10 protein-coding genes are annotated in these 12,639 nt (G+C 58.6%); 6 read left to right on the top strand and 4 right to left on the bottom strand.

Translation table 11 applies throughout. From position 1 onward, the window contains the following. Positions 1-324: 324 nt before the first annotated feature. Positions 325-1,755 (top strand): glycosyltransferase, encoded by a 1,431-nt coding sequence (locus JQ574_RS26125; RefSeq protein ID WP_212384017.1) that lies wholly within the window; start codon positions 325-327, stop codon positions 1,753-1,755. 24 nt (positions 1,756-1,779) lie between these two features. Here JQ574_RS26125 and JQ574_RS26120 read toward each other — a convergent pair whose 3' ends face one another. Further along, entirely contained in the window at positions 1,780-2,619 is an 840-nt protein-coding gene (locus JQ574_RS26120) for an FkbM family methyltransferase (protein WP_212384016.1), read from the bottom strand. Between the two features lie 168 nt (positions 2,620-2,787). Here JQ574_RS26120 and JQ574_RS26115 point away from each other — a divergent pair, with 168 nt between their 5' ends. Continuing rightward, the gene (locus JQ574_RS26115; protein ID WP_212384015.1) at positions 2,788-3,528 is read left to right on the top strand and encodes a class I SAM-dependent methyltransferase; all 741 of its coding nucleotides are present in this window, start codon (positions 2,788-2,790) and stop codon (positions 3,526-3,528) included. 5 nt (positions 3,529-3,533) lie between these two features. On the opposite strand, the gene JQ574_RS26110 is transcribed toward JQ574_RS26115, so the two are convergent. Further along, complete coding sequence (locus JQ574_RS26110) at positions 3,534-4,946, bottom strand: glycosyltransferase family 39 protein (RefSeq protein WP_212384014.1); 1,413 nt, start codon at positions 4,944-4,946, stop codon at positions 3,534-3,536. Position 4,947: 1 nt separating this feature from the next. Further along, positions 4,948-5,907 carry a lysylphosphatidylglycerol synthase transmembrane domain-containing protein gene (locus JQ574_RS26105; protein WP_212384072.1) on the bottom strand — a complete coding sequence of 320 codons (960 nt, stop codon included), beginning with the start codon at positions 5,905-5,907 and terminating at the stop codon, positions 4,948-4,950. 187 nt (positions 5,908-6,094) lie between these two features. On the opposite strand from JQ574_RS26105, the gene JQ574_RS26100 reads away from it, so the two are divergent. The 4 genes from JQ574_RS26100 (at position 6,095) to JQ574_RS26085 (ending at position 10,955) form a co-directional block, all read left to right on the top strand. Further along, on the top strand, positions 6,095-7,378 hold the full coding sequence (locus JQ574_RS26100; protein WP_212384071.1) for a nucleotide sugar dehydrogenase: 1,284 nt from the start codon (positions 6,095-6,097) through the stop codon (positions 7,376-7,378). Between the two features lie 19 nt (positions 7,379-7,397). Next, positions 7,398-8,429, top strand: a complete 1,032-nt coding sequence (locus tag JQ574_RS26095) for an NAD-dependent epimerase (RefSeq protein WP_212384013.1) — start codon at positions 7,398-7,400, stop codon at positions 8,427-8,429. Further along, positions 8,426-9,838 carry a mannose-1-phosphate guanylyltransferase/mannose-6-phosphate isomerase gene (locus JQ574_RS26090; protein ID WP_212384012.1) on the top strand — a complete coding sequence of 471 codons (1,413 nt, stop codon included), beginning with the start codon at positions 8,426-8,428 and terminating at the stop codon, positions 9,836-9,838. Before JQ574_RS26095 ends, JQ574_RS26090 begins: the two co-directional genes overlap by 4 nt. Before the next feature lie 541 nt (positions 9,839-10,379). Further along, entirely contained in the window at positions 10,380-10,955 is a 576-nt protein-coding gene (locus JQ574_RS26085) for a DUF2939 domain-containing protein (RefSeq protein WP_212384011.1), read from the top strand. 242 nt (positions 10,956-11,197) lie between these two features. Here JQ574_RS26085 and JQ574_RS26080 read toward each other — a convergent pair whose 3' ends face one another. Then, positions 11,198-12,625, bottom strand: a complete 1,428-nt coding sequence (locus JQ574_RS26080; protein ID WP_212384010.1) for a gamma-aminobutyraldehyde dehydrogenase — start codon at positions 12,623-12,625, stop codon at positions 11,198-11,200. Positions 12,626-12,639 lie beyond the last annotated feature (14 nt).

Below are 12,639 nucleotides of genomic sequence, written 5' to 3'. Positions count from 1 at the left end.
TCAAGCCGATCGGCCGGTTTATACCGGCTCGGAGATAGCATCGTCAACATTTGCGTTCATACGGTGAACAGTAATTGTGCAGGTCCACACGCGGGACGATTTAAGATTAATATATAAGTAAAATCAATATGTTGTGTGATTTTCAGTCGGGTGTCGTCGAGCCAGGGCCAACTTGCAAAATGGCGTGAAATCATTGATGACGCGCAAAAGCATTTGCGGTGGCCAAACCGACCCTTCGGCGCGGTTTTCGGGAACTTCCCGCTTTCTTTTCCAACCGCGAACGCCTCGAGGCGTCATTCGCACCCAGCGCAGGTTATTTGCTCAATGCCGATGTCTCCGCGCAAGGCGGCAACCCTTCAGCACTCCGAAGCCTATGCCGCCGAACGGGTGGAATGGCGGCGCAAGGCGAGCTTTTTCCATCAGGAGGACCAGAAATACCTGCAATTTCTGGTTCCACCCGGCGCGCGCGTGTTGGAGATCGGCTGCGGCACCGGCGACACGCTTGCCGCGCTGCAGCCGTCTTATGGTGTCGGAATCGATTTCAGCCCTGGCATGATCAACCAGGCGCGAAAGCTACATCCCGGCCTTACCTTCCACGTCGTCGATGCGGAGGATGGCGCTGCGCTTGCCGCCATTGCCGAGCCCTTTGATTTCATCCTGGTGATGGACACGATCGGCGCGATCGAGGATGTTCAGAAGTTCATCGAGCAACTTCATCTGTATTGCGGCCGGCAAACCCGGCTGATCGTCGGATATTTTTCCCACCTGTGGCAGCCCGTGCTGAAGCTCGCCGAATGGACCGGACAACGGATGCCATATCCGCCGCAGAACGTGCTGTCGCCGTCTGATCTGCACGCGTTGGCCTCGCTCGGCGAGTTCGATGTGGTCAAATCGGAGCAGCGGGTGTTGATGCCAATCTCGTTGTTGGGAATCGGGCGGCTGATCAACCGCTTCGTCAGCATTCTTCCCGGCTTCAGGTTCTTCGCGCTTCGCCACTACTTTGTGGCGCGTTCACGCCATGCGGCCGTTGAGGATCTGAAATCTGTTACCATCGTCATTCCGGCCCGTAATGAGCGTGGCAATATCGAGCCCGCGATTCAACGCATTCCGTCGTTCTGCGATGACATTGAGATCATCTTTGTCGAGGGCCACAGCAAGGACGGCACCTTCGAGGAAATCGAACGGGTCAAGGCGGCGTATCCGCAGATGGACATCAAGGCGATGCGGCAGCCCGGCAAGGGCAAGGCCGACGCGGTATTCGCGGCCTATGACGTCGCCCGCGGCGACGTGCTAATGATCCTGGACGCCGACCTGACCATGCCGCCGGAACAATTGCCGAAGTTCTGGGAGGCACTTCGTTTGGGAAAGGGCGAGTTCATCAACGGGTCGCGCCTGGTCTATCCCCTTGAGGACGATGCGATGCGGTTCCTGAATCTGGTCGCAAACAAGTTGTTTTCCTACCTGTTTTCGTGGCTGCTCAACCAGCGCTATACCGATACGCTGTGCGGGACGAAGGTGATGCGGCGATCCGACTATTATCGCTTGCGGGACGGCAAAGCCTATTTCGGTGATTTCGATCCGTTCGGCGATTTCGATCTCATCTTCGGCGCGTCCAAGCTCAACCTGAAGACCGTCGATTTACCGATCCGCTACGCCGCGCGCGAATACGGCGAGACTCAAATTTCGCGCTTTCGGCACGGCGTCATGCTCCTGAAGATGGTCGTCTTTGCTTTCTTCAGGATCAAGGCGATCTGAGGCCCGCGTGCGTTGGAATCGCAGCTAGACGCGCGCTATGACGTTAATGCTCTCGCCGTCCCCGATCAGATTCTCGAGCTCGGCCGCGGTGGAAGGAAGGGGGCGCTCGTGCTGTTCATCATAGAGACGGTACCCGTTGGGTAGGAAGAACGACAGCAGTTCTTCCAACGACGTGCCACGCTCCGCGAGTACATAGGGGGCGAGTTCCATGATGAATATTGGACGACAGACCCGCAGCAAGTTGGTCGCGCCTCGCAAGATTTCACACTCGAAGCCGTCGACGTCCAGTTTGACGAGTTGCACTTTGGCTTCGCCGTGCTCCCTGAGGATACTGTCGATGCTGCGGGCCGGGGCCGACAGTGTCGGCATTTCCTGCCCCAGATGCTTGGCGTGGCGTTCGCTTCCTTGCGTCAGCGGCCAGCTCGAATAAATGGCGCCGGGCACCGGCGCTTCATCCTCCGCCGCGAGGAAACAATGATAGGCAGTGACCCGCTGGGCAAGTTCGGGGTTGAGTTCGAGGTTCCTTGCCTGTTTGCGAAACGCGAAATCGGTCGGCTCGAAGGCCAGAACGCGACCGGCCGATCCCACCAGTTTTGCGAGTTGCAGCGTGTGAGCGCCGATATTAGCGCCGATATCGAGTACCAATGCGGAGGGAGCTACCAGTCTTCGTAGCGCGGCTCTGGTGCTTCGCTCAAAAATATCCCCAAAATAGATGGCGAAGTCGACTCCTTGTGAGAGATCAAGATCGTATTTCAAGCCGTCGCGCGCGACGATGCAACGGTCCGAGCGACCCACAATGGTTCGGCCGAGACGAACGGCACGGTAAGCGAGACGCGCAAGCTGTATTTTGCGGGCAGTTTTCATTTGAATTTTCGGCCCCTGCGTTCTTTGATCGGGAGAAGCGGGGGCAATTCCTTCGTCGCAGGTTTTCGATTTTGGCGTTTACACGGGTTGCCGTACCAGGAGATAAGAAATCGTGAAATGCTGATCGATCAAGGCAGGCCATGAAACTATCTTCGGATCAAGATTAGAATGACGGACGCTCTGGTCAAGTACCGTAACATCTGGCAGCACAAGCCGGTTTTGCGGCTGCTCTATGATGACTTTTTCGAACGCATTGCCAATTCCGTTGTCGATGGCCCTACGCTCGAGCTTGGTGGCGGTATTGGCAATCTAAGGGAGAAGATACCCGCGCTGATCTCATCGGATATACAGTTTGCGCCATGGCTCGATCTGGTAGCCGATGCGCAAAAACTCCCGTTTGCCGCGAACTCCCTGTCCAACATCGTAATGCTCGACGTGCTTCACCACGTCGAATTCCCTTCGCTATTGTTCCGGGAAGCCGCGCGCGTACTCCGCGAAAACGGGCGAATCGTCATGGTGGAACCCGGGATAAGTCTGGGCAGCACCCTGTTCTACCGGGTGTTACACCATGAGCCGGTGGTGATGAACGCCGATCCGCTGGCGGAAGGTGCACCCGATCGCCATCGCGATCCCTATGCAGCCAACCAAGCGATACCAACTCTGCTTGTGGGGCGCGATAGCGAAGCGTTTCATGCTAAGTTTCCCGAGTTTCGGATCGTCGATACGCACTGGTTTTCGTTCGTCGCCTATCCGTGCAGCGGCGGGTTCAAGCCGTGGTCGCTGGTCAGCGAGGCTGTTGCCCGAAGGATATTGTGGGCGGAGAAGAAACTCGAACGATGGTGCGGGCGTCTGTTCGGATTTCGCTTGCTCATCGTGATCGAGAAAAGGACAAATGGCCCGTTGCCATGATGCCGTTACAAGGTGTGCTGTTTCCTGAAGGAGGCAAGCCCGCGATTGCCGAGGATCGCCACAATCCCGGCGCCTGTCATGATATTGAAAAGCGGCTCCAGCGGTAGGCGATATTTCGGCGAGGCAATCGGGCCGTTCAGAATCAATAGAAATACGATCCACGAGCCGGCGAATGCGAGGCGAGGCCAGTATTGCCGCTGGCGCAGGAGGGAGACGATCCCGAGCAACTGGATTGCGCGAACAGCGGCAAGCCCGATGCTCCCCAAAATCAGCAGCCAGCTGTAAAGCGCGTTGCCCGACCGGAACGCGTAGTTCCACACTTTCCCAAGAAAGGAATCGCCACGCGTCTCGTAAAAGCCGGCGCGCGGCAGTGCCGATACCGGCGGCGACAGCAAATGAGCCGGCGATACGAGATTGATGAAGATGCCCGAGCCCCAGGATGCCGCCAGCGCCGTGAGCTTGATTTCGTTGCGGAGAAATTCCCAACCGATTTCCTGAAAGCGCCGGGATTGCTCGAAAGGGTTAGACGACGGAATCCCAAAGCGCTGAGCGGTTCGTTGTATTACGTCGTCGACCGTCGTCGCGTAAGGCGTGCGGTCCTGAGTTTCCTTTGCCAGCGGAACGATCCATAGCGCGAGGTAGTCGCCGCCCTGCGGGCTCAGGGCAAACGTTCCGTATTGAGCATGGCTGCGGGCCGCGATCATGCCGAGGCCAACGCAAAGCACCGCTGCTGCGAACGCCAGGCTTGAAATTTCCGAAAGGGATTTGCGTTTCCACCACGCAAATGCAGCTAGCAGACCGATGGCGCCAATGCCCCATGGAGCGATCGTGACTCGGATCAGCGCCGCCCCGCCGAGAGCGCAGCCGAGGAGCATCGCGTTGCGTCGCGTCGGCGCGTCAGCCCAATTCGTTGCGAGAAAAAGTGATAAAGCGACGAAGAACGTGAAGGGCGTATCGGTGTACATCAAGCCGCTCATCACGATCTGTGTCGGATTGAGGATGGAAGCGATCGCGGACGGTAGAGCCAGCCTGGTGTTGAGCGCACGCGCAGTGAGGTATGTGAGAGCGCACGTCCCACTATCGAGGACGCCCTGCAGCAGGACGTAGACGATGGTTCCGGCTTTGCCGGCCAGAATGAATGGTAAGGCTGTCAGCCATTGGAACAGAGGCATCGTGTATGGCGCTTCGCCGAGCCATTGTGATCCATGTACGTTGCCGGCGAGGATCGCGCTTGCGAATGCTTGGGCCTGAGCCGCGAACGTAACGGAGTCGACGCCTTTAAGGCCGTCGTCGCCCATCCATGCATAGATCAGCAGCGCATATGACCAGCGCACTGCCAGCGCCGCCAGAAAAATTCCTGATAGGGGCGATCGCAAGCGAAGGAGGGAGCTTTCACGGTCTGCGAACGCAAGACTCATGTCACGGCGCTTCCAGAATACCTTTTGGAGTTTTTTCCGACCGCTCCGCACTCAATATCCATACCAGCCCGCCGATGCCGCCAACGATAAAGGATACGGCGCCGAATAGGATCGAAACAACCGTTCCGTCGGTTGGCGCGAGGCCCGCATAACCGAACGCGACCATCATCGTTGCCTCGCGCACGCCCCAGCCCGCGATCGAGACCGGCATCATCGTAATCAGCATGATCGGCGGGATCAGCAGGAACATCTGCTCGAAGTCAGCCGGCGCTGCGATCGAGCGCGCGGCGCACCACGCGATTACGACCGCCAGCACATGGATCGAGAACGACAGGACCGCAATTTTCGGTCCGCTGGTCCGGTCGAAGATCACGCTGTTGGCGATCACCGAACAGGCATAGAGATGCTTCGTCGGCCAAAAAGTTCGCAGCCACGAAAAAGGCAGATTGCCAAGCAGGAGAAATCCCAGCCCGCCGCACAAGGCTGCGACGTCGACAAGGACGAGAGCGATGCGTCCATGGCTGTCGGCAATGATCGCGAGGCTCCATGGCAGGCTGGCAATGATGATCAGGGCCAGAGCGATCAGTCCGATGGCGCGGTCAGTCAAAATCGAGTAGGTCGCGGCGCGCCAGCCCGCGCCGGTACGGTTAACGAGCCAGAGCCGCATGGCGTCGCCGCCGATCGTCGACGGCAGCGTCTGATTAAAGAACGCCCCGATCATGTTGTAGCGGAAAGCCTGAAGGTCGGTCAGCGGCGCCTGGCATTTCCCCGAGACTGCACGCCATCGAAGCGCACCCAGAAATATCTGGCCAACGGTGACAAGCACGGCGATCCCGAGCCAACCCAGGTTAATTTGCCCGAGACGGGACTGAATCGCCCCAAAATTGATGCCGCGGAGCGCAAGATAGAGTAGCGCCAGCGAAACCAGAATTCGAACCGTCAATGTCAACAGTGGACGCATCTTGGGCCGTGTGCAGGTGGTTGATTCGCCGATTAGCGCGAAAGCGCCCATTTTGCTCTGGTAAGGCTTTAAGGACGCCGTGGCAATAATCGTGACAGCCGGCGGCCCATCGCCCTTGCGAACAGGCGACAACGGCGGCTAAACAATGGTTGGAACGGGTGGTATCCCGGACAACTCTGGTATTTTTATGCAATTGGGCCGAAACATCGCGGTCATAGGTCTCGGCTATGTGGGATTGCCGGTGGCGGCATCGTTCGCCAGGAGGGGATTTCCCGTCGTAGGGTTCGATGTGGACACTGGTCGTATCTCCGAACTCGTGGACGGGTACGATCGCACGTGTGAAGTCGAAGGTGACGATCTTCGTCATGAATCGCTGACGTTTTCCAGTGATCCGGCCGCAATCCGAAATTCCGATTTTTTTATCGTCACAGTACCAACTCCAATTGATGACGCGCGTAGACCCGATTTGGGAGCGATGATCGCCGCTTCGCGTTCTGTCGGAAGCGTGCTGAAGATCGGGGATATCGTCGTCTATGAATCGACGGTCTATCCGGGCGCGATAGAGGAGGTGTGTATTCCCGTTCTCGCCCAGGTATCAGGTTTGAACGCCGGTTCGGACTTTACGGTCGGATACTCACCTGAACGCATCAATCCCGGCGACAAGCTCCATCGATTTGAGACGATCGTTAAGGTGGTCTCCGCGCAGGACGGGCCGACGCTCGATATTGTCGCCGATGTTTATGGGGCGGTGGTCTCCGCTGGAATCCACCGCGCTCCGTCGATCAAGGTCGCCGAAGCGGCTAAGGTAATCGAAAACACCCAGCGTGATCTCAACATTGCCTTCATGAACGAGCTGTCGCTCATCTTCAAGGCGCTAGATATCGACACCGGGGACGTGATTGCTGCTGCACGAACCAAATGGAACTTTCTGCCTTTCCAGCCCGGGCTGGTAGGCGGTCATTGTATTGGTGTCGATCCATATTACCTGACCTATCGTGCGGAAAAGGCCGGCTACCACCCCGAAGTCATTCTGGCTGGCCGCCGCATCAATGACAGCATGGGTCAAAGGATTGCCCGCGAGTGCGTTCGAGGATTGCTGCGTCGGAAAGGCGGCGGTGGCGTGGTGACCGTGCTCGGCCTTACCTTCAAGGAAGACGTTCCGGATACGCGCAACTCTCGCGTGGTCGATGTCATCAAGGAGTTGCAATCGTTTGGTCTGACCGTTCAGGTCCATGACCCGATCGCGAGTGGAGCGGACGCCAGGCACGAATACGACGTGACTCTAACTGAATTCGATGCACTTCAACCGGCCGATGCGGTCATTCTGGCGGTGGCACATGAGAAGTATCTCAAAGGCGGCTGGCCACTCGTTGAACGATTGCTGAATGGGGGAGAAGGCCTTGTTTTCGATGTAAAGATGAAGCTTGATCGCAGCTCAAAGCCAGCCGCCATCGAGCTGTGGCGCCTATAGGCCTTCAAACGGAGCCCGGATGTCCGATCGAGCGATTCTAGTCACTGGCGCTGCCGGCTTTATAGGATTTCATGTTGCGCAGCGGCTGTTGGCGGAGGGGCGTCCGGTTGTCGGTCTCGATATCGTCAACAGCTACTACGATCCGAAACTCAAGGAAGCGCGCATCGACATTTTGAAACGTCATGCGAGTTTCACTTTCGAGAGGCTTGATCTGGCAGATCGGGCCGCGATGAAGTTGTTTTTCGCACAGCATCGCTTCCCGGCAGTTGTTCATCTCGCCGCTCAGGCGGGTGTTCGCTATTCGCTGGAAAACCCGCATGCCTACATCGATGCAAATGTCGAAGGCTTCATGAATGTACTTGAAGGTTGTCGACATAACGGTTGTGAGCATTTATTGTTCGCATCTTCATCGTCGGTCTATGGTGCGAATACCAAGCTGCCATTTTCGGTGCAGGACAATGTCGATCATCCGATTAGTCTGTATGCCGCATCGAAAAAAGCGAATGAATTGATGGCACATACCTATAGCCATTTGTTCGGACTTCCTGCTACAGGCCTGCGGTTCTTCACGGTATATGGCCCTTGGGGTCGCCCGGACATGGCAATCTTCATCTTTGCCAAGGCGATCGTCGAGGGGACACCGATCAAGCTGTTCAATCACGGCAACATGCGACGTGATTTCACCTTTATCGACGACGTCAGCGAAGCGATTGCTCGCCTGATCAACCGCCCGCCTCGGGGTATTTCAGAGTGGTCCGGCGACAGGCCTGATCCATCGACGAGTTCGGCGCCGTGGAAAATCTACAATGTCGGCAACAATAACCCCGAGGAACTGATGCACGTGGTTTCTCTACTCGAGAAAGAGTTTGGTCGTACCGCCAATAAGGAAATGTTGCCGATGCAACCCGGCGACGTGCCGGAAACTTATGCCGAGATGGAAGATCTGCGCCGTGATATCGGGTTTCGGCCCGCGACCAGCATCGAGGATGGAATAACCAGATTTGCGCAGTGGTACCGCAACTATCATAATTTGGACGGCAGGGCGCTATGAACAAACGCATTATTCCCCTCATCATGTGCGGCGGCGCCGGCACGCGGCTATGGCCGGCCTCGCGCGAGGTTCATCCCAAGCAGTTCCTGCCGCTGTTCGGGACCCGCTCGACGTTTCAGGACACCTTGAAGCGGGTATCCGACGCCGCGCTGTTCGAGCGTCCGGTCATCATCACCAACAATGCCTATCGCTTCATGGTGCTGGAGCAACTCGCCGAGATCGGTCTGGAAGCCGACGTGCTGCTGGAGCCGATGAGGCGCGATTCCGGGCCTGCGATCGCGGCGGGCGCCGCGTTTGCGCAAACCCGCGACAAGGATGCCAACGTGCTGGCGCTGGCGGCCGACCATGTGGTGCGCGATACTGCGGCATTCGTCGCGGCCTGCCGTGAAGGGCTCGCCGCCGCGGAAGCGGGCCACATCGTGACCTTCGGCGTGCAGCCGGAGCGGCCCGCCACTGAGTATGGCTACATCAGTCCCGGCGATGCGATCTCGGGACAAGTGCGCAGCGTCGCCAAATTCGTCGAGAAGCCGAACGCCGAAACGGCGGCGGCCTACGTCAAATCGGGCTATCTCTGGAATAGCGGCAACTTCATGTTCCGCGCCGACGTGCTGCTCGATGAATACCGCAAGGTCGATACTGCAAGCGTCGAGGCGGTGTCGGACTCCGTCGCCCGGGCCGGCAGCGACCTCGGCTTCGTCAAGCTCGACAACGATACGTTTGCCGCCGCCAAATCGATCTCGATCGATTATGCGGTGATGGAGAAGACCTCACGCACCGCGGTGGTGCCGGTCGCCTGCGGCTGGTCGGATGTCGGCTCCTGGCACGCGGTCTGGGAATTGTCCGACAAGGACGGGCAGGGCAACGCCGCGCGCGGCGCCGCCGTGTTCGAGGATTCACGCAATTGCAACGTGACGACCGACCGCGCGCTGGTCGCGCTCGAGGGCGTCGACGATCTGGTCGTGGTCGCAACCCAGGATGCGGTGCTGGTATCGGGGCAAAAGGATGCCAACGGACTGAAGCGGCTGGTCGCGAAGCTGAAGGTCGTGGCGCCGCAGGTAACTGAAGATCATATCAAGGTGCACCGGCCCTGGGGCTCGTACCAGTCGGTCGACAATGGTGAGCGTCACCAGGTCAAGCGCATCATCGTCAAGCCGGGCGGGCGGCTGTCGCTGCAGAAGCATCACCATCGCTCGGAGCACTGGATCGTGGTGCGCGGCACCGCGCAGGTGACCGTCAACGAACTGATCAAGACGGTGCACGAGAACGAGTCGATCTACATCCCGATCGGCGCAGTGCACCGGCTGGAAAACCCCGGCAAGATTCAGCTCGAACTGATCGAGGTGCAGACCGGCAGCTATTTCGGCGAGGATGACATCATCCGCATCGAGGATGATTACCGTCGTTCATAGCGTAGCCCGACAAGCGGCGTCCGGACGCCGAACCTTAGGCATCTTCTGTCGCAGGGTTCAAAGTACTAACGCCGCCAATAGAAACCCGGCGTTCCTGTGCTGGATCCGCCGAAGTCGGTGTGGGTGGGTCCCCCGACTCACCGGCAAACCAGCTGAGATGACCGCGAACACGTTGCTCCTGCGACCGATGCCGTCTGAGCTGGTGTTCTGACTCGTTCATTCGCATCCTGCCTGCTTGGCGAGAGCCTCGGCGGATTTGGTTTGGACAAGTTAGCGCTGGCAACTTTGCGCTGGCGGAGTCGATGGGGCGGTGATGGATATCTCTACAAGGTCCCTGACAACTGCTGATCCTGGCCCCATCTCTGATGTGTCCGATCGATTGCGCAGTCAGGAACCGCTGCACACGGCATACGGTTCGGCGTCCGCTGCACGTGGGCTGAGACCGAATGCCACATATTTGCCCATCCCGTGCGCTCGCGCGGTTCGTTCTTGATCACTACTTAAGCGTCGTCGATAGCTTTAGAGATGCGGGGTACGACCAATGCGGTGGTTTCTTGGAACCGCGGTCGCCGTGGCTATGGCGATCGTGCTGTATATCGGATCAGCCGTGGTTTCTCTGCATGGCCTGGTCGAGGCGGCACGTGCCGGAGACGGCGATACGGTGCTGATGCGGACCGACACGGCTCGGCTGCGGCGTTCGTTGGTTGATCAGATTGTGTCAGCCTATCTGAAGCAATTGGGCCGTGACCGTCCCGTCAAGCCGCTGGAGAGAGTGGCGGCAAATACCTACGGTGCTTCTGTCGCCGATGCGATGATTGCCAAATTGCTGACCGCGGAAAACCTGACAGCCATCCTGGCGAAGGGAACAGTCAGTTCTGCCGGAGCAACCGTCAGCATCCCTCGTCTGACCGAAATTAAAACTTCAAATCTGTTCGAAACGCTGGGGCGGTTAAGACCGATTACGCCTGTAGAGTTTCTGATTTGGCTCGACCGGCCTGCCGGTACCGGCGTTAACGTTCATTTCGAAGGGGACGGGTGGAAGCTGTCAGGCATTCAATTGCCAACCGCGGTCGTTCAGACGCTTGCTCAAGAACTCGTGAGTGCCAAAGGGCGATAGCTGCGTGCGCTACGTGCTTAGTCTTCCTGGTTGGACACTTGCCTGCCGAACTCGCTACGTGAGCTTTTCATTCTCGGCGTCGACAAACACGTCTTCCTCCCGTGAGGCCCCGACCGGCTCCTTGCGCGCGGAGACCGCGCATTGGTCATCGATGCCGACATCACAGCCCAGGCCAGGCTGCCATCAGGAACACGGCCGCCTCCAGGCGGTGGTGCGGATCGAAGGCAAAACAACCCGTGCCACTACCCGTGCGCGACCATTACATGGCGCACGGCCGTGTAGTCTTCCAATGCGTAGAGCGACATGTCTTTGCCGTAACCCGACTGTTTGACCCCGCCATGCGGCATCTCGTTGGTCAGCATGAAATGTGTGTTGATCCAGGTGCAGCCATATTGCAGTCGAGCCGCCGTCGCCATTGCGCGTCCCACGTCCTTTGTCCATACCGACGAGGCCAGCCCATAGTCGCTGTCATTGGCCCAAGCGACCGCATCATCGACTTCTGTGAACCGCGTCACCGACACCACCGGCCCGAAGACTTCACGCCGCACGATCTCGTCGTTTTGCAGCGCGCCCGCGACGACGGTCGGCTGGTAGTAGAAGCCCTGGCCCCCACCGACCTTGCCGCCGGTCGTGATCGCGACATGTTTGAGTTCCGACGCACGCTCGACAAAGCTTGCGACACGATAGAGCTGACGCTGTGAGATCAAGGGGCCAATCTCGTTTTCGGTGTCGTCCGCGCGATCGTACTTGATCGTTGAAACGGCAGACGAGAGATCCGCAACCAGCTTGTCGTAAATCCCCTTGCCGGCATAGATGCGGCAGGCGGCTGTGCAATCCTGGCCGGCATTGTAGTAGCCGAAGGCGCGCAATCCGGTCACCACCGCCTCGAGATCGGCATCGTCGAAAACGATGACGGGGGCTTTGCCGCCAAGCTCCAGATGTGTGCGCTTCACCGACTTTGCCGCCGCCTGCAACACCTTCTTGCCGGTTGCGACGTCGCCCGTGATCGAGATCATGTTGACCTTGGGGTGGTTGATCAGCGCGTTGCCGACCGTATCGCCGCGGCCGAGCACGACGTTGACCACTCCCTCGGGCAAGATATCTGCCAGGACTTTGGCCAGTTTGAGCGCCGTCAGCGGCGTCTGCTCGGATGGTTTGAACACCACCGTATTGCCTCCGGCGATGGCTGGCGCGAGCTTCCAGGCCATCATCATCAGCGGATAGTTCCACGGCGCGATGGATGCGACGATACCGATCGGGTCGCGGCGGATCATCGACGTGAAGCCTGGGAGATATTCTCCGGCGATTGCCCCGGGCATGGTACGGACTGCGCCGGCGAAGAACCGGTAGCAGTCGACGATCGCGGGCAGTTCGTCGTTGAGCACGGCGTTGATCGGCTTGCCGCAGTTGAGCGCCTCGAGCTTGGCAAACTCGTTAGCCTCCGCCTCGATACGGTCGGCGATGCGCAAGAGATAGGCCGAGCGCTGTGCAGGTGTCGTGCGCGACCAGGTCGCAAACGCTTTCTCGGCGGAAAGGATTGCGGCCTCGATCTGCTGCAGCGAGGCCTCGGGCATCTGCAGCACGGTCTCTCCAGTGCGCGGATCGAAGATCGGTTCCTCGGTCTCGGTTCCCTTTTCGAGTTTCGAGCCGATCAGCATCGCCATATCCATAGCCCAGTCTCCTT

Origin of the sequence: Bradyrhizobium sp. AUGA SZCCT0158 (assembly GCF_018130065.1) — a bacterium.
In the GTDB taxonomy this organism is placed as follows: domain Bacteria; phylum Pseudomonadota; class Alphaproteobacteria; order Rhizobiales; family Xanthobacteraceae; genus Bradyrhizobium.
Note: the sequence above shows the minus strand (reverse complement) of the source record. Positions and strands in the feature narration are given on the sequence as shown.

Excerpts from the sequence above, each read along its gene's own strand:
- JQ574_RS26095 (WP_212384013.1), top strand. The coding sequence starts at position 7,398 with ATGTCCGATCGAGCGATTCTAGTCACTGGCGCTGCCGGCTTTATAGGA.
- JQ574_RS26100 (WP_212384071.1), top strand. The coding sequence starts at position 6,095 with ATGCAATTGGGCCGAAACATCGCGGTCATAGGTCTCGGCTATGTGGGA.
- JQ574_RS26085 (WP_212384011.1), top strand. The coding sequence starts at position 10,380 with ATGCGGTGGTTTCTTGGAACCGCGGTCGCCGTGGCTATGGCGATCGTG.
- JQ574_RS26120 (WP_212384016.1), bottom strand. The coding sequence starts at position 2,619 with ATGAAAACTGCCCGCAAAATACAGCTTGCGCGTCTCGCTTACCGTGCC.
- JQ574_RS26105 (WP_212384072.1), bottom strand. The coding sequence starts at position 5,907 with ATGCGTCCACTGTTGACATTGACGGTTCGAATTCTGGTTTCGCTGGCG.
- JQ574_RS26125 (WP_212384017.1), top strand. The coding sequence starts at position 325 with ATGCCGATGTCTCCGCGCAAGGCGGCAACCCTTCAGCACTCCGAAGCC.
- JQ574_RS26090 (WP_212384012.1), top strand. The coding sequence starts at position 8,426 with ATGAACAAACGCATTATTCCCCTCATCATGTGCGGCGGCGCCGGCACG.
- JQ574_RS26080 (WP_212384010.1), bottom strand. The coding sequence starts at position 12,625 with ATGGATATGGCGATGCTGATCGGCTCGAAACTCGAAAAGGGAACCGAG.
- JQ574_RS26110 (WP_212384014.1), bottom strand. The coding sequence starts at position 4,946 with ATGAGTCTTGCGTTCGCAGACCGTGAAAGCTCCCTCCTTCGCTTGCGA.
- JQ574_RS26115 (WP_212384015.1), top strand. The coding sequence starts at position 2,788 with ATGACGGACGCTCTGGTCAAGTACCGTAACATCTGGCAGCACAAGCCG.